The organism is Pantoea sp. GABEPS69, assembly GCF_045780835.1.
GTDB lineage: Bacteria > Pseudomonadota > Gammaproteobacteria > Enterobacterales > Enterobacteriaceae > Pantoea > Pantoea septica.
Genome location: NZ_CP118618.1, coordinates 1,226,394 through 1,242,092, shown reverse-complemented (window position 1 = coordinate 1,242,092; position 15,699 = coordinate 1,226,394). Strand labels below are relative to the sequence as shown.

At 59.3% G+C, this 15,699-nt stretch carries 14 protein-coding genes; 4 read left to right on the top strand and 10 right to left on the bottom strand.

Annotation, left to right across the window (positions count from 1 at the left end; genetic code table 11):
• Nucleotides 1–263 precede the first annotated feature (263 nt).
• A complete protein-coding gene (ackA, locus tag PVE98_RS05965) occupies nt 264–1,466 on the top strand; it encodes an acetate kinase (RefSeq protein WP_033750509.1) in 1,203 nt (400 codons plus the stop codon).
• 67 nt (nt 1,467–1,533) lie between these two features.
• Entirely contained in the window at nt 1,534–3,678 is a 2,145-nt protein-coding gene (pta, locus tag PVE98_RS05960) for a phosphate acetyltransferase (RefSeq protein WP_033750511.1), read from the top strand.
• 168 nt (nt 3,679–3,846) lie between these two features.
• On the opposite strand, the gene yfcD is transcribed toward pta, so the two are convergent.
• Nucleotides 3,847–4,365, bottom strand: coding sequence for an NUDIX hydrolase YfcD (gene yfcD / locus PVE98_RS05955; protein ID WP_033750514.1), 519 nt, complete (start codon nt 4,363–4,365; stop codon nt 3,847–3,849).
• 113 nt (nt 4,366–4,478) lie between these two features.
• On the bottom strand, nt 4,479–5,120 hold the full coding sequence (gene yfcF / locus PVE98_RS05950; protein ID WP_033750516.1) for a glutathione transferase: 642 nt from the start codon (nt 5,118–5,120) through the stop codon (nt 4,479–4,481).
• Between the two features lie 172 nt (nt 5,121–5,292).
• Between yfcF and PVE98_RS05945 the strand changes: the two genes are divergently transcribed.
• On the top strand, nt 5,293–6,189 hold the full coding sequence (locus PVE98_RS05945; RefSeq protein WP_033750518.1) for a TIGR01777 family oxidoreductase: 897 nt from the start codon (nt 5,293–5,295) through the stop codon (nt 6,187–6,189).
• A gap of 94 nt (nt 6,190–6,283) precedes the next feature.
• Here the strand turns inward: PVE98_RS05945 and PVE98_RS05940 are convergent, their stop codons facing one another.
• From PVE98_RS05940 to dalD, 3 genes are read right to left on the bottom strand one after another with little or no spacing between them, the layout of a single operon-like run.
• The gene (locus PVE98_RS05940; protein WP_096073520.1) at nt 6,284–7,564 is read right to left on the bottom strand and encodes an MFS transporter; all 1,281 of its coding nucleotides are present in this window, start codon (nt 7,562–7,564) and stop codon (nt 6,284–6,286) included.
• A 29-nt stretch (nt 7,565–7,593) separates the two neighbouring features.
• The gene (gene xylB / locus PVE98_RS05935) at nt 7,594–9,063 is read right to left on the bottom strand and encodes a xylulokinase (RefSeq protein WP_033750522.1); all 1,470 of its coding nucleotides are present in this window, start codon (nt 9,061–9,063) and stop codon (nt 7,594–7,596) included.
• Nucleotides 9,064–9,075: 12 nt separating this feature from the next.
• Nucleotides 9,076–10,458, bottom strand: coding sequence for a D-arabinitol 4-dehydrogenase (dalD, locus tag PVE98_RS05930; RefSeq protein ID WP_033750525.1), 1,383 nt, complete (start codon nt 10,456–10,458; stop codon nt 9,076–9,078).
• A 196-nt stretch (nt 10,459–10,654) separates the two neighbouring features.
• Here dalD and PVE98_RS05925 point away from each other — a divergent pair, with 196 nt between their 5' ends.
• Entirely contained in the window at nt 10,655–11,602 is a 948-nt protein-coding gene (locus PVE98_RS05925; protein ID WP_033750529.1) for a sugar-binding transcriptional regulator, read from the top strand.
• Nucleotides 11,603–11,691: 89 nt separating this feature from the next.
• On the opposite strand, the gene hisP is transcribed toward PVE98_RS05925, so the two are convergent.
• From hisP to PVE98_RS05900, 5 genes are all read right to left on the bottom strand, one after another.
• Entirely contained in the window at nt 11,692–12,465 is a 774-nt protein-coding gene (hisP, locus tag PVE98_RS05920) for a histidine ABC transporter ATP-binding protein HisP (RefSeq protein ID WP_033750531.1), read from the bottom strand.
• A gap of 8 nt (nt 12,466–12,473) precedes the next feature.
• Nucleotides 12,474–13,190 carry an ABC transporter permease gene (locus tag PVE98_RS05915; RefSeq protein WP_033750535.1) on the bottom strand — a complete coding sequence of 239 codons (717 nt, stop codon included), beginning with the start codon at nt 13,188–13,190 and terminating at the stop codon, nt 12,474–12,476.
• Nucleotides 13,187–13,873 carry a histidine ABC transporter permease HisQ gene (locus PVE98_RS05910; RefSeq protein WP_033750538.1) on the bottom strand — a complete coding sequence of 229 codons (687 nt, stop codon included), beginning with the start codon at nt 13,871–13,873 and terminating at the stop codon, nt 13,187–13,189. Before PVE98_RS05910 ends, PVE98_RS05915 begins: the two co-directional genes overlap by 4 nt.
• A gap of 127 nt (nt 13,874–14,000) precedes the next feature.
• On the bottom strand, nt 14,001–14,783 hold the full coding sequence (gene argT / locus PVE98_RS05905) for a lysine/arginine/ornithine ABC transporter substrate-binding protein ArgT (protein WP_033750540.1): 783 nt from the start codon (nt 14,781–14,783) through the stop codon (nt 14,001–14,003).
• Nucleotides 14,784–15,051: 268 nt separating this feature from the next.
• Nucleotides 15,052–15,621 carry a UbiX family flavin prenyltransferase gene (locus PVE98_RS05900; RefSeq protein WP_033750543.1) on the bottom strand — a complete coding sequence of 190 codons (570 nt, stop codon included), beginning with the start codon at nt 15,619–15,621 and terminating at the stop codon, nt 15,052–15,054.
• Nucleotides 15,622–15,699: the final 78 nt, after the last annotated feature.

Sequence of the window (15,699 nt, the reverse complement as noted above, 5' to 3'; positions counted from 1 at the left end):
TTTTGTCTTTAAAAGGCAGTCTCGCTATTCTGACCCCGCCTCAATAACCTACTGGAAGCGGGTAAAAACGTAAATCACAAACGTAGCGGCCAGCTTTCGCTAAGCAAATTTCAAAAAATTGCGTAAAATTACCGAAATTTTTTTGCGGAGACGCAACATTTTGACTACCGCAACAGGGTTATGATTAAGCTCCCCGCATTCATGGGCTACGCTGATAGTCTGATTGCCTTTTTTTTAGCCACTTTTAACAAATAGGTACTTCCATGTCGAGTAAGTTAGTACTGGTTCTGAACTGCGGCAGCTCTTCACTGAAGTTCGCCATCCTGAATGCCGCCAGCGGAGAGGAATACCTGTCCGGCCTGGCTGAATGCTTCCATCTTCCGGAAGCGCGCATTAAGTGGAAACTGGACGGAGAAAAACACGAAGCCCCTCTAGGCGCCGGCGCCGCACACAGCGAAGCCCTGAATTTCATTGTTAAAACTATTCTGGCACAAAAACCAGAGCTGTCGGCACAAATTGCTGCAATTGGCCATCGCATCGTGCATGGCGGCGAGCAGCTGACAGAATCGGTCATTATTACCGACGCCGTGGTGCAGGGCATCAAAGACAATGCCTCTTTCGCACCGCTGCATAACCCGGCGCATCTGATCGGCATCGAAGAGGCGATGAAAAACTTCCCGCACCTCTCCGACAAGAATGTGGCGGTTTTCGACACCGCTTTCCATCAGACTATGCCGGAAGAGTCCTATCTCTACGCCCTGCCTTACCGTCTTTATAAAGAGCATGGCGTTCGCCGCTACGGCGCGCACGGCACCAGCCACTACTACGTCACGCACGAAGCGGCAAAAATCCTGAACAAACCGGTCGACGAGCTCAACATCATTACCTGCCACCTCGGCAACGGCGCCTCGGTGGCGGCGGTGCGTAACGGCAAGTGCGTCGATACCTCAATGGGTCTGACGCCGCTGGAAGGTCTGGTGATGGGCACCCGCAGCGGCGACATCGATCCGGCGATCGTCTTCTATCTGCACGATACCCTGGGCATGAGCGTCGACGCCATCAATAAGCTGCTGACCAAGGAGTCCGGCCTGCTGGGCCTGACCGACGTCACCAGCGACTGTCGCTACGTCGAAGACAACTACGAAACCAAAGAGGACGCGAAGCGCGCCATGGATGTTTTCTGCCATCGTCTGGCAAAATACATCGGCAGCTACAGCGCTATGATGGAAGGCCGTCTGGATGCGGTGATCTTTACCGGCGGCATCGGTGAAAACGCGGCGATGGTCCGCGAACTGTCGCTCAAAAAGCTGGGCCTGCTCGGCTTTGAGGTCGATCATGAGCGCAACCTGGCGGCGCGCTTCGGCAAATCCGGCTTTATCAATAAAGAAGGCACCCGCCCGGCGATTGTCATCCCCACGAATGAAGAGCTGGTGATCGCCCAGGATGCGGCGCGTCTTACCGCCTGATGTTTCCTTCACCGTCAGCTTCGGCTGACGGTGTTGTTTTTGACACTACCTAAAGCGAGGTTCAAACGTGTCGCGTACAATCATGCTTATTCCTACCGGCACCAGCGTCGGCCTGACCAGCGTCAGCCTCGGCGTTATTCGTGCCATGGAGCGTAAAGGCGTTCGTCTCAGCGTCTTCAAACCTATCGCGCAGCCGCGCGCTGGCGGCGATAAGCCGGACCAGACCACGATGATCATCCGCAAGAACTCGTCGATTCCTGCCGCCGACCCGCTCAAGATGTCGCGCGTCGAGTCGCTGCTGGGCGCTAACCAGCAGGACGTGCTGATGGAAGAGATCATCGCGCGCTACCACGAAAACACCAAAGATGCGGAAGTGGTGCTGGTTGAAGGCCTGGTGCCGACGCGTAAGCATCAGTTCGCCAACGCGCTCAACTATGAGATCGCCAAGACGCTTAACGCCGAGATCGTGTTTGTTATGGCGCTGGGCAACGATTCACCCGCCCAGCTGAAAGAGCGCATCGAGCTGACGCAAAGCAGCTTCGGCGGCAGCAAGAACAAAAACATTACCGGCGTCATCATCAACAAGCTGAACGCGCCGGTGGATGAGCAGGGCCGCACGCGCCCGGATCTGTCGGAAATTTTCGACGACTCCACCAAGGCGAGCGTCGCCAATATCGATCCGAAACAGCTGTTCGCCGACAGCCCGCTGCCGGTACTGGGCTGCGTGCCCTGGAGCTTCGATCTGATCGCCACGCGCGCCATCGATATGTGCCGCCACCTGCATGCCGAAGTGATTAATGAAGGCGAAATCGCCACGCGCCGCGTTAAGTCAGTGACCTTCTGCGCGCGCAGCCTGCCGCATATGCTGGAGCATTTCCGTCCCGGCTCGCTGCTGGTGACCTCGGCAGACCGTCCTGACGTGCTGGTGGCCGCCTGCCTGGCGGCGATGAACGGTGTAGAGATCGGCGCCATCCTGCTGACCGGCGGCTACGAAATCGACAACCGCATCGCGAAGCTGTGCGAGCGCGCCTTCCAGACCGGCCTGCCGGTCTTTATGGTGAAAACCAACACCTGGCAAACCTCGCTCAGCCTGCAGAGCTTCAACCTGGAAGTGCCGAGCGACGATACTCAGCGCGTGGAAAAAGTGCAGGAGTATGTCGCCAGCTATATTAACGCCGACTGGATCGAATCGCTGACCGCGACCTCCGAGCGCAGTCGTCGCCTGTCGCCGCCGGCCTTCCGCTACCAGCTCACCGAGCTGGCCCGCAAAGCGGGCAAACGCATCGTGCTGCCGGAAGGCGATGAGCCGCGCACCGTCAAAGCCGCCGCCATCTGCGCCGAGCGCGGCATCGCGACCTGCGTGCTGCTGGGCAATCCCGATGAGATCCAGCGCGTTGCCGCCGCACAGGGCGTCGAACTGGGCAAAGGCATCGAAATTGTCGATCCCGAAGTGGTTCGCAACAACTATGTGCCGCGTCTGGTCGAGCTGCGTAAGAACAAAGGCATGACCGAAGTGGTGGCGCAGGAGCAGCTGGAAGACAACGTGGTGCTCGGCACCATGATGCTGGAAAGCGGCGAAGTGGACGGCCTGGTGTCAGGCGCCGTGCACACCACCGCCAATACCATTCGTCCGCCGCTGCAGCTGATTAAAACCGCGCCGAACAGCTCGCTGGTCTCCTCGGTATTCTTTATGCTGCTTCCGGAGCAGGTGCTGGTGTATGGCGACTGCGCCATCAACCCGGACCCTACCGCGGAACAGCTGGCGGAAATCGCCATTCAGTCTGCCGACTCCGCCCATGCGTTCGGTATTGAACCGCGCGTGGCGATGATCTCCTACTCGACCGGCACCTCCGGCGCGGGCAGCGACGTGGAAAAAGTGCGCGAAGCGACGCGTATCGCGCAGGAGAAACGTCCGGATCTGGTGATCGACGGTCCGCTGCAGTATGACGCGGCGATTATGGAAGATGTGGCCAAATCCAAAGCGCCGAACTCGGCGGTCGCCGGTCGCGCCACGGTGTTTATCTTCCCGGATCTCAACACCGGCAACACCACTTACAAAGCGGTGCAACGCTCGGCGGATCTGATCTCTATCGGTCCGATGCTGCAGGGTATGCGCAAGCCGGTTAACGATCTGTCGCGCGGCGCGCTGGTCGACGATATCGTCTACACCATCGCCCTGACCGCAATTCAGTCGCAGCAGGCAGAAGGCTAAGCCTTCTGGGTTCACATCCTCGCCGCAGGGAAGCGGCGGCCGAGGCCACACGGACGTGTTCACGCCGACTTTACGTAACCGGCTGTTGCCCGCGACTGAACAGCACCAGCATCACAGGCCGCAAAAATAAAAAAACGCCCAGACGGGCGTTTTTTTAACCAACTATTTTTAAGCGTCGCCGTTACGCGTCAGCCACAGCGACAGCGCCTTGAGTGAATCATCGGTGAACTCGTCGCAGCGCGCGGTAATCTCATCGGGGGTCATCCAGAACACCTCATCGACCTCCTCTTCCTGCATAGCGAACGGGCCGTGATAGACGCAGCTGAACAATCCGCCCCAGACGCGGACATGCTCATCTTCGAAGTAGAACTTGCCGTGCTCGGCGAAAGGCACATCGGCAATGCCCAGCTCCTCCTCGGCTTCGCGGCGCGCCGACTCCAGCAGATCTTCGCCGCTCTGCACCACGCCGCCCGCGGTGGCGTCCAGCATGCCGGGCATGAAGTCTTTCGTCTCGGTGCGGCGCTGCACCAGAATCTTGCCTGCGCCGTCATGCACCACGATATAGGTGGCGCGATGGCGCATACGCTGCGCGCGCATCTGCGCACGCGTCGCCTGTGCAATCACTTCATTCTCTTCATTAACGATATCGACCCACTCGATAGCGTCGCCCGCGGTTTGATCCACCATCCGGTAACCCTTTTCTGTTCTGGCGTGCCGTGCGACACGCGCCTGATTGCCACGTCGTTGTTATAGTGTGCTGTAAGGTAATCACTTCCGCTCGCCTGAGCAAGCGGCGCAATCTATCGTTGTTTGCCGCTTTCCGCCAGCCAGAGCTGTACCGAGGCGCGCTGCCACTGAAATTCAGCATATTCCCTGAGCTTATCCGGCAGCGCATCGCCGTGCAGCGCCAGGCGATTCAGCATCAGCGCTAAATCCGTATCGGCAACGGACCACTCGCCGAACAGATTCTGCTGCTTGTCCGGTAGCAAGCGCAGACTCGCCGCCATTAGCTTATCTGCCGCCTGCGCCGCCGCCGCGCTCAACGGCGGGAAACGCTCGCCAGCGAATAACACCTCCGTCGGCCGCTCCTGACGAATGGGTAAAAAATCGCTGCGCAGCCACGCCTGCACTTCGCGCGCCCGCGCACGCTTCTCGCGATCGCGCGGATAGAGACGATCGAATTCAGGCGCAGGAAAACGCTCTTCCAGATACTCAGCGATAGCAGAGGATTCGCTCAGCACGAAATCGTCAATCTGCAGCGTCGGCACGCGGCAGGTAAGCGATAGCGCGCGATAGTCGCTATGGAACTGCTGATTTTGCGAAAGATCGACGCGTTTCAGCGAGAAGGGAATGCCCTTCTCCGTCAGCGCGACGTAAACCGACATGGCGTAAGGACTAAAAAACAGTGAATCAGACCACAGGGTGATGGACGGGTAATTCATCTGCTACCTCAACAGGCTTATCCGGGTAGCCTGATATTTACCGACTTTCTTTGCGCAAAGCAATGTCCGGCTGGTCCGATCTTCTCAAAGCGCGACGCAGTCCGGCAGCGCGCGGCCGCGCTTCTTCTATGCTGAAACAGTGCGTATCAGAAAAATGATAAGGAGACGCGAGATGCACATACTTATGACCGGCGGAACCGGGCTGATCGGCCGCCATCTTATTCCTCGCCTGCTGACGCTGGGGCATCAGGTCAGCGTCGTCACGCGCGATGTCGCCGCCGCGCGCGAAAAGCTCGACGCGCGTGTCGCACTCTGGTCAGGCCTGGCGCAGCAGCAAAACCTCGACGGGATTGACGCCGTCATCAACCTCGCCGGCGAACCCATCGCCGACAAGCGCTGGACCGAACAGCAGAAGCAGCGGCTGTGCGAAAGCCGCTGGCAGATCACCGAACGCATCGCCTCGCTGATCAACGCCAGCCACGTGCCGCCGCGCGTGCTGATCTCCGGGTCGGCAACCGGCTACTACGGCGATACCGGCGAGCTGGTGCTGACGGAAGAGGATCAGGGTCAGGAGGAGTTTACCCACAGCCTCTGCGCGCGCTGGGAGCAGCTGGCGCTGAGCGCCGAAAGCGAGCGCACCCGCGTCTGCCTGCTGCGCACCGGGGTGGTGCTGGCCAGCGAAGGCGGCGCGTTAAGCAAAATGAAGCTGCCGTTCAAGCTCGGCGTCGGCGGTCCTATCGGCAGCGGCAAACAGTATCTGCCGTGGATCCATATCGATGATATGGTCAACGCCATTCTCTGGCTGCTGGATCGCGACGATCTGAGCGGCCCGTTCAATATGGTGGCGCCCTACGCGGTGCGCAACGAGCAGTTCGCCGCCACGCTCGGCCATGTGATGCATCGCCCGGCCTTTATGCGCACGCCCGCCAGCGCCATCAAAATGATAATGGGCGAATCGGCGGTGCTGGTGCTGGGCGGGCAGCATGTGCTACCGAAGCGGCTGGAGGCCTCCGGCTTCGGCTTTCGCTGGTACGATCTGCAGGAAGCGCTGCAGGATGTCGCCGGCTAACGCGCGCTTTCATTTAAGCAACGGCAGGCAGCAGGATTAACGTTTTCTGGCAGCCATACCGACAGCGACCGCTGTGGGTATGGCTGCCTCAACCTCAACTGCGCTGCTGCGCAATTGACGATTTCACTGACGAGGCTGGCCGCGTGTGCCCTGGCTGCGGCACGCGGATGATAAAGGTCAGCACGCCGGCGAACAGGTAAAGCGCGGTATAGGCCCACACCACGCCAACAATATCGAAGAACGGCAGCAGCAGCGAGGCAATCGCCGGCGCGACAAAGTTGCTCAGTCCGGCTGACAGGTTGTAAATCGACACCGCCGCGCCTTTATGATGCGGTTCCAGCGTCGGGAACACCGCCGTCATCGGCACAAAGGCGGCGACAAAGATCCCCAGCATCACGGCCGGAATCAGCGCCACCCAGAAGTTATGTCCTGCATACAGCGGCAGGTAGTAAAATGCCAGGCTGGAGATCGCCATACCGAGGCAGCCGAACCAGCGCACCTGCCGGATCCAGCCCAGCTTCTCGCCGGTAATACCCCAGAAAATATTGGTAAAAATGGTGACAAAGAAGAACACCGCCCAAATCTGCAGCCATTCGGAGATAGTAAAGCCGAGCCGATCGACAAACAGAAGCGGCATAATGATGGCAAAACCAAACAGCGACAGCGTATTGATGATGCGGATCATGCAGGCGTAAAACATATGCTGATTGGTGAACAAGATAGTCACGGCACGCGACATCTCGGTCATCTTATCGCGCAGCGGCAGATTAACGCGTGAACGGTCAACCGGGACGTTGCGCAGGCTGAAATAGGCTAACACACCGCCGCAGGCGACCCAGACAATAGCCAGCCACAGGGTGCCGGTTTCGCCCAGCATCGGAATGGTCAGACTCGGCAGGTAGCTGCCCACCACGCCAATACCTACGGAGTACATCGCCCAGAACCAGCCGGTAGCGGCGGCCAGCTTGTCACGCGGCAGCACCTGCACCAGCATCATCATGAACGAATAGATAAAAAGCGGATAGGCCAGGCCGCGAATGCCGTAGAACAGCACCATCAGCGGATAGTTACGCAGCCCGAGTCCCAGCGACATAAACAGCGCATGCATGACGATCCACAGCATAAAGCCAATCATCATGGCGCGCTGCGGCGTAATCAGCTCCGCCACCACGCCAGAGGCCCACGCGGCCAGCGCGGCGGCGAGGCCATAAAAAGTAAACACCACTGCCGACTGGGCCGGAGAAAAGCCCATGTCAGTGATGTGGCGCGACAAAAACGCCATTTCGAAGCCGTCGCCCGCCATAAAAATTGCGATAGCCAGGAACCCCCAGAACATCTTTTTCGGTAAGCCAAACCAGTATTCATTCGATTGCATGACAATCTTCCTTCCGTTCGCTAATCCGATCAGGCAGGCAGCAATGCGCGCGCCTGCTGTTGTTGTACGTAGAGTTCACGGAACAGGCGCAGACGCTGCTGCAGCACCGCCCCCCGCGCCGCATCAGGCTGATAACGCGCCTGCACCGGCGGCTTCAGGCACACTTCTGCCTCGCGGCCGCCATCCGCTAACCACGCCAGCCGCGCCGCGCCCAGCGCGCCCGAGGCGCTGGCCGGATGGGTCACTATTGGCAGTTGCAGCACGTCGGCAATCAGCTGCGCCCATAGCGTGCTGCGCGCGCCGCCGCCGGTCAGGCTGCACTGTTGAATCTGCTGCTGCGTATCGCCCAGCACTGCCAGACCATCCGCAAGACCAAAGGCTACGCCCTCGATCACCGCATAGCCGAGCAGCGCACGTGGCGTTTCGTGGCGTAAATGGAAAAATGTACCGGTCGCGTGCGGATCGTTGTGCGGCGTGCGTTCGCCGGAAAGATAAGGCAGAAAGAGCGGTGCCTGCCGCAGCTGTTCCGCGCTAAGCTGCGCCATTTCGTCCATCAGCTGGCTTTCCGTGACCGAAAGCAGATTACACAGCCAGCGCAAACAGCTGGCGGCGCTGAGCATCACGCTCATCTGATGCCAGCGTCCCGGCAACGCATGGCAGAATGCGTGCACGCCGGATTGCGGATCGGCGCGCAGCCGATCGTTAACCACAAAGATCACGCCAGAGGTGCCGAGAGAAATAAAGGCATCGCCCGCGTTGACCGCGCCGACGCCTATCGCCGACGCCGCATTGTCGCCGCCGCCGCCAGCGAGGCGCACCGTGGGCGATAAGCCCCATTCGCTGGCCAGATCGGCGCGCAGCGTGGCGCTGACCGCACTGCCTTCAACCAGTTCGGGCATCTGCGCGCGCGTCAGCCCGCTGATCGCCAGCAGTTCGTCGGACCAGTCACGCTGCGCCACATCCAGCCACAGCGTCCCAGCGGCATCTGACGGCTCGCTGACAAAGCGCCCGGTAAGTCGCCAGCGCAGGTAATCCTTCGGCAGCAACACCTTATCGATGCGGCGAAATATTTCCGGCTCATGTTCAGCCACCCAGCGCAGTTTCGGCGCGGTGAAGCCAGGCATAATCAGGTTGGCGGCGATCTGCATCATTTGCGGATATTGCTGGCGCAGCGCATCACACTGCGCCGCGCTGCGCGTATCGTTCCACAAAATGCACGGTCGCAGCACCACACCGGCCGCATCCAGCAGCACCGCGCCGTGCATCTGACCCGAGAGACCGATGGCGCGAATCGCGGCCCATATTTCCGGCACCTGCTGGCGCAGCCCGGCGATCGCCTGGCCACAGGCCTGCCACCAGCACTCGGGATCCTGTTCCGCCCAGTGCGGATGCGGGCGCTGCACGCTGAGCGTGACGTGATTCGACGCCACGATCTCGCCCTGTGGGTTCAGGATCAGCGCTTTGAGTTCAGAGGTACCAATATCAATACCGAGATACATGATGTGCGCTCCTTACACCGTCGCTGGCTGCAGCAACTGCTGCTCCAGGGCGTTTACGCTGCGCGCCACCAGCGCATGAAAGGCGCGATCGTCAGCCAGTTCAGCAAACAACGACGTGTCGCTGAGAAACGTCTGCAGCGCATTTTCACCGGCCAGCTGCTGGCGCAGCGCGTCGGCGTTGAGCACGCCATCCTGATAAGCGTACGGCAGCTGACCACTGGCCCAGCGTTGCAGAAACAGGTAAAACAGCGCCGGCAGCACAGCGGTGGCCGTGGGTTCTGCGCCACGCTGATAGCATTCGCGCAGCGTAGGCGTCACCATGCCCGGGATTTTCGATAGCCCGTCGGCACCGACGCGCTGGTTGGTATCTTTAATGTAGGGATTGCTAAAGCGTGCCAGCACCACGTCGCGATAATCCGCCAGATCCAGCGGGCTGGGCGACAGTGACGGAATCACATCCTGGGTGATGTAGTTATAAGCCAGCTGATAAATCGCAGGCTGGCGCGTGCTGTCATCAATGTAATCCTGCCCGGTGAGCGTGCCGGCCCAGGCTATCGCTGCGTGCGTAGCGTTAAGAATGCGTATTTTCGCCTCTTCCCAGGGTAGCACCGATGTCACCAGCTCTACGCCCACTTGTTCCAGCGCCGGACGTCCGGCAATGAAATCATCCTCAATCACCCACTGGATGAAGGATTCCGCCATTACCGCTGCGCCATCGTCTTTGCCGGTAGCTGCTTTGACGCGCTCGGCAACATCCGGCGTCGGGCGCGGCGTGATGCGGTCAACCATGGTATTGGGCGAAGTGGTGTTATCACGCACCCAACTGGCCAGCGCGCTGTCGCCCTGCGCGGCAAGAAACGTCAGCAGGCCGTGACGGAAGCGTTCGCCGTTGTGGCGCAAATTATCGCAGTTGAGCAGCGTGACCGGCGCACCGCCGCTGGCCACGCGCTGGCGCAGAATGCGTGCCAGCGCGCCATAAATAGTGCGGACTTCACCGCGAAGATCGGCCTGGATGTCTGGCTGGCCGAGATCGAGCTCATGTGCGGGCGTCAGATAGTAGCCAGCTTCAGTCACGGTAAAACCAATGACTTTGGTATGGGCACTGGCACCTTGCGCCACCAGCGCGCTGATTTCCGCGTCCCACGGCAAAATGGTGCGCAGCGACGTGATGGTTTCATACGCGCGCTCGCCCTCCGGCGTTACGGTTTCCAGCACATATTCGCCGTTTTGCGCCTGCAGCTGGTCAAGCAGCGCTACCGCGTCGCCACGGATGTTGCCGAGCGCGATGCTCCAGCTGTCATCGCCCTGCTGGCGTAGCTGATGCAGATACCACGCCTGATGCGCCCGATGAAAAGAACCTGCACCGATATGCATCCATACTGATTTCGTCGTCATAGCCGCCTCGAATTAAACATTTGCCAAAATTAAGGGCATTTGCCCGATACGGCGTAGCATAGTCGCCGCCGGGGCGATCGTTCTGAGAGATTCATCACAATTAATACTTTTGCTCTTTTTGAGGGCTTTTGCTCAGTTAGCGCTTTAGATGCAAGACGCGATAAACTGGCGTATCGGTTTTTGACGGAACAATGCGATGAGCAGAGAAGAGAAGAAGCAGGAGCTGGCGGCACGGGCAGCCTGGATGTATTACGTGGCGGGCCTGACGCAACAGGAGATTGCGCGCGCGCTGGGCTTATCGCGCCAGGTGGCGCAGCGGCTGGTCTCAAGCGCGCGTGAGATGGGGATGGTTAGCGTGAAGATTGACCACCCGATTACCCACTGCCTGCATCTGGCGCGCGAGATAGCGCAAAAGTTTGGCCTGACGCTGTGCCGCGTGGTGCCGTCAGCCGGGCTGGATGACGCGGCGATTCAGCAAATGCTGGCCGTAGAGGGCGCGGCGGTGATGGCGCAGTTTATTAACGAAGAGACCCCGCAGGTATTTGGCATCGGTTCCGGTAAAACGCTGCGCTCAATCATTGATGCGCTACCCTGGGTTGAACGCCCACAGCATCAGTGCGTATCGATGATTGGCGCGATTGCGCGCGACGATTCCGGCACCCGCTACGACGTGCCGCTGAAAATGGCGGAAAAAATGCAGGGCAAGTATTTCTTCATTCCGGCACCGCTTTACGCGGATACGCCGCAGGACAAAGCCATGTGGGTGCAGCATCAGGTGTACCAGCGCGTAGCCCAGCGTGCGCTACTGGCGGATGTCGCGTTTGTCGGCATTGGTGAAGTGATGCCGGGCTGCCCGCTCAATGCCGAAGGGTTTATTACCGATGCACAGGTCAAGGCGCTCAACGCGCGCGGCGTGGCTGGCGAAATGCTGGGGCACTTTTTCAATCAGCAAGGGGAACGCGTTTTCGGCGAAACCGATGAGCTGCTGACCAGCGTGCTGCTGGAAAGCCAGACGCAGCGCAACATTATCGGATTTGCCGGCAGCGCGCGCAAATACGCGGCAATTCAGGCCGCGCTAAACGGGGGCTGGGTTTCCGGGCTGGTGACCGATGAAGACACCGCGCTGAAGTTGCTGCGTGAGTGATTAAAAAGCGCGGCGCGATTTATCGCGCGGACCATAGCGCCGCATAGCTGGCCAACGCGCAATGAACCGCGCCGCTACAAATCTGTTGCCTATTTCAGCGAGCCTTTAAGAAACTGCTGCAGCCGCGGGCTTTTCGGATTGCCGAACAGCGCGTCCGGCGGCCCTTCCTCTTCAATCTTGCCCTGATGCAGGAAGATCACGTGGCTGGAGACGTGGCGCGCGAACTCCATCTCATGGGTCACCACCACCATGGTTTTGCCCTCTTCCGCCAGCTTCTGCATGATACGCAGCACTTCGCCTACCAGCTCGGGATCGAGCGCCGACGTCGGCTCGTCGAACAGCAGCACCTCCGGCTCCATCGCCAGCGCGCGCGCGATTGAGACGCGCTGCTGCTGACCGCCCGAAAGGTGCACCGGATATTTCGCCTGCGCGCGCTCGTCGATGCCGACCTTATTGAGATAGTTGACGGCGCGGGCGCGGGCGTCCGCTTTGCTCAGTCCCAGCACCTGAATCGGCGCCTCCATCACGTTCTCCAGCACCGTCATGTGGCTCCACAGATTAAAGTGCTGAAACACCATGGTGAGGCGAGTGCGCAGCGAACGCAGCTGCTCTTTATTGGCTACCTTGAGCTGACCGTCGGTGTCGCGCACCAGGTTGATCGGCTCGTTGGTCACGGAAATGGTGCCTTCGCTCGGCTTTTCCAGGAAATTAATGCAGCGCAGGAAGGTGCTTTTCCCCGATCCCGACGATCCGATGATGCTGATCACGTCACCTGCATCGGCCTGTAAAGAGACCCCTTTTAATACTTCATGGTCACCGTAACGCTTATGCAGTTCGGTCACGCTTAATTTGTTATCAGCCATAGTTCTACTCAATGCGATGACGAAGGTTTGATGTGTGCGAGAAAGCGGCGCTCCGCCAGACGGAACAGGCTAATCAACACATAAGAGATAATCAGATAGAGCACCGCCGCGATGCCGAACGCGGTAAAGGGCTGATAGGTCGCCGAGTTAATATCGCGCGCGATCTTCAGCAGGTCAGGCACCGTTGCGGTAAAGGCGAGCGCCGTGGAGTGCAGCATCAGGATCACCTCGTTGCTGTAGGCGGGCAGCGCGGTACGCAGCGCGGACGGCAGGATAATGCAGCGGTAGAGCTTAAAGGTAGAGAAGCCGTAGGCGCGCGCCGCCTCGATTTCGCCGTGCGGCACGGCGCGGATCGCCCCGGCGAAGATCTCCGTGGTATAGGCGCAGGTATTAAGGGTAAAGGCCAGCAGCGTACAGTTCAGCCCGCTGCGGAAAAAGGCGTTAAGCAGCTCCGAGCCTTTTACTACCTCTAGCGTGTACATGCCGGAGTAGAACACCAGCAGCTGCACATAGAGCGGCGTGCCGCGAAACACATAGGTAAACAGCCAGACCGGCGTGCTGACAAAGCGGTTCGGCGAGACGCGCGCGATGGCCAACAGCACCGCCAGGCAGCCGCCGATCACCACCGACAGGATCAGCAGCCACAGAGTAATGGCGACGCCGGTAAAGCGATAGCCGTCGGTCCAGAGCAGGGATTTCCAGTACTCCTGAATAATATCGATCATAGCTCCGCCCTTTTTACGCCGACCGAGTAGCGGCGATTCAGCCACCACAGCACGCCGTTCGACAGCGTGGTAAAGATTAAATAGATCGCGCCGGCGACGATGGCGAAGTAGAACGGCTGCCAGGTGCTTTTACCCGCCAGCTGCGTCGCTTTCACCACATCCTCCAGCCCCAGCAGCGACACCAGCGCCGTGGCTTTCAGGATCACCTGCCAGTTATTGCCGATACCGGGCAGCGCGTAGCGCATCATGCCGGGAAACAGAATGCGGCGAAACACCTGTGAACCGGTAAAGCCGAAGGCGGTGGCCGCTTCGATCTGCCCTTTCGGCACGGCGAGAAACGCGCCGCGAAAGGTTTCGGTGAAGTAGGCACCGTAGATAAAGCCGAGCGTAATGATACCGGCCACCATCGGGTCGATATCGAACTGGGCGAGGCCCATGGCGTCGGTCAGCGCGTTCAGGGCGATCTGCAGGCCGTAAAAAATCAGCAGCATCAGCACCAGGTCGGGCACGCCGCGGATCAGGGTGGTATAGCCTTCAAACAGCATCGCCAGCGGGCGACTGCGGGAGAGTTTCGCGCCCGCGCCGATCAGGCCGAGCACAACAGCCAGCACCACCGAGCTGAGCGCCAGCTCCAGCGTCACCAGGGTGCCTTTGAGAATAACCTCGGAATAGCCGTACAACATTTAATCGATCCTGTCGTGGAGAAAACATCAATGTCCTGCCCGCGGGCGCGCCAGCGGGCAGTCCTGACCAGATTGCGCGTTGCGCCGCGCGGCTCAACGCTGGAGGATCAGGTAAAGGTCGACAGGGTTAGTCACCGTACACATTGAAATCAAAATACTTTTTCGCGATCTTGTCGTAGGTGCCATCTTTACGCATCGCCTCGAACGCGTTGTCGATGGCCGTCTTCAGCTCGCTATCGTCTTTACGCAGTCCCATGCCGGTGCCGACGCCAAAAATCTTGTCGTCTTTCACCGCCGGACCGGCGAAGGCGTAGTTCTTGCCTACCGGCTGCTTCAGGAAGCCTTCGCTCGCCTGCACTTCATCCTGAAACGCCGCGTCGATACGACCCGCGTTCAGATCCTGATAAACCAGATCCTGGTTCGCGTAAGGCGTTACGTTGACGCCTTTAGGGCGCCAGTTCTGATTGGCGTAGGTTTCCTGCGTGGTGCCCTGCAGCAGGCCGATGTTTTTGCCTTTCAGCGACTCGATGGTCGGCTGAATCGGCGAGCCTTTCGGCGCCACCAGACGGGCGTTGGCCGCATAGAGTTTGTCGGAGAAGGCGATCTCTTCCTGACGTTTGGCGGTAATGGAGAGCGAGGAGATGATGGCGTCGATCTTCTTCGCCTTCAGCGACGGGATCAGCGCGTCGAAATCGCTCTCGACATAGGTGCACTTCGTATTGATGCGTTTACAAATTTCGTTGGCAAGATCGATATCGAAGCCAACGAGCTGTCCTTGCGCGTTTTTCGATTCAAACGGCGGGTAAGTCGGGTCAGTCCCAATGCGAATCGACGACGGCACCGCGGCGAAAACGCTGGCGGCGCTGGTCAGGCCCAGCATGAGAGAAAGAGCCAGAACTCGCTTTTTCATAGATTACCCTCAGTGAAGTGCTTTTTGTTATGGGTGCGTGATGTGTTTGCGCTTGTTAAGCCACATATTTCTTGCATATTTCATGCCAGCAATGCAAGCCATTCGCGCGCCCGGCAGCGCGTCAGTAAGGCGTTGCCGCCGGGTTTGTGAGGGAAATATATCAGTGATGTCAGAGAGAAAAAGCGACCTTGTTAACTTTTGGTGCACCAAATGCACGAAGAGTGATCGCTAGCGCGCATTTGCACCTGGTCAGTGCAAAATATGACGGTTATGCACCATTCCAGCGCGTAAAAAGATCCTGCGGCAGCGTAATGTCGAACTGATCGACGACGCGGTTAACCGTCTGATCCACCAGCTCCATAATCGACTGCGGGCGATGATAAAAGGCCGGCACCGGCGGCATTATCACCGCGCCCAGCTCGGCGGCGGTGGTCATCATACGCAGATGACCGATATGCAGCGGGGTTTCGCGCACTCCCAGCACCAGCTTGCGCTGCTCTTTCAGCACAACATCGGCGGCGCGCGTCAGCAGGCTGTCGCTGTAGCTGTGCACGATGCCGGAGAGGGTTTTCATTGAGCACGGCAGGATCGCCATGCCCAGGGTCTTGAACGATCCCGACGAGATGCTGGCGGCGATATCGCGCACGTCATGCACCACATCGGCCAGCGCCTGCACTTCGCGCAGCGTATAGTCGGTCTCCAGGCTAAGCGTCTGCCGCGCCGCCGGACTCATCACCAGATGGGTTTCTACCTCGCTGACCTGCTGCAGCACCTGCAACAGCCGCACGCCGTAGATCGCGCCGCTTGCGCCAGAGATGCCAATGATGAGTCGTTTCATGCGTGTTCCTTGCGGGTTCAGAGAGGCGCTATGATAGCGCGGGCCAGAACAGGAAAACAAACGGGGCGGATTTCTCCG

Excerpts from the sequence above, each read along its gene's own strand:
- yfcF (WP_033750516.1), bottom strand. The coding sequence starts at position 5,120 with ATGAATTACCCGTCCATCACCCTGTGGTCTGATTCACTGTTTTTTAGT.
- hisP (WP_033750531.1), bottom strand. The coding sequence starts at position 12,465 with ATGGCTGATAACAAATTAAGCGTGACCGAACTGCATAAGCGTTACGGT.
- PVE98_RS05945 (WP_033750518.1), top strand. The coding sequence starts at position 5,293 with ATGCACATACTTATGACCGGCGGAACCGGGCTGATCGGCCGCCATCTT.
- PVE98_RS05910 (WP_033750538.1), bottom strand. The coding sequence starts at position 13,873 with ATGTTGTACGGCTATTCCGAGGTTATTCTCAAAGGCACCCTGGTGACG.
- dalD (WP_033750525.1), bottom strand. The coding sequence starts at position 10,458 with ATGACGACGAAATCAGTATGGATGCATATCGGTGCAGGTTCTTTTCAT.
- argT (WP_033750540.1), bottom strand. The coding sequence starts at position 14,783 with ATGAAAAAGCGAGTTCTGGCTCTTTCTCTCATGCTGGGCCTGACCAGC.
- PVE98_RS05915 (WP_033750535.1), bottom strand. The coding sequence starts at position 13,190 with ATGATCGATATTATTCAGGAGTACTGGAAATCCCTGCTCTGGACCGAC.
- yfcD (WP_033750514.1), bottom strand. The coding sequence starts at position 4,365 with ATGGTGGATCAAACCGCGGGCGACGCTATCGAGTGGGTCGATATCGTT.
- PVE98_RS05900 (WP_033750543.1), bottom strand. The coding sequence starts at position 15,621 with ATGAAACGACTCATCATTGGCATCTCTGGCGCAAGCGGCGCGATCTAC.
- PVE98_RS05925 (WP_033750529.1), top strand. The coding sequence starts at position 10,655 with ATGAGCAGAGAAGAGAAGAAGCAGGAGCTGGCGGCACGGGCAGCCTGG.
- xylB (WP_033750522.1), bottom strand. The coding sequence starts at position 9,063 with ATGTATCTCGGTATTGATATTGGTACCTCTGAACTCAAAGCGCTGATC.
- ackA (WP_033750509.1), top strand. The coding sequence starts at position 264 with ATGTCGAGTAAGTTAGTACTGGTTCTGAACTGCGGCAGCTCTTCACTG.
- PVE98_RS05940 (WP_096073520.1), bottom strand. The coding sequence starts at position 7,564 with ATGCAATCGAATGAATACTGGTTTGGCTTACCGAAAAAGATGTTCTGG.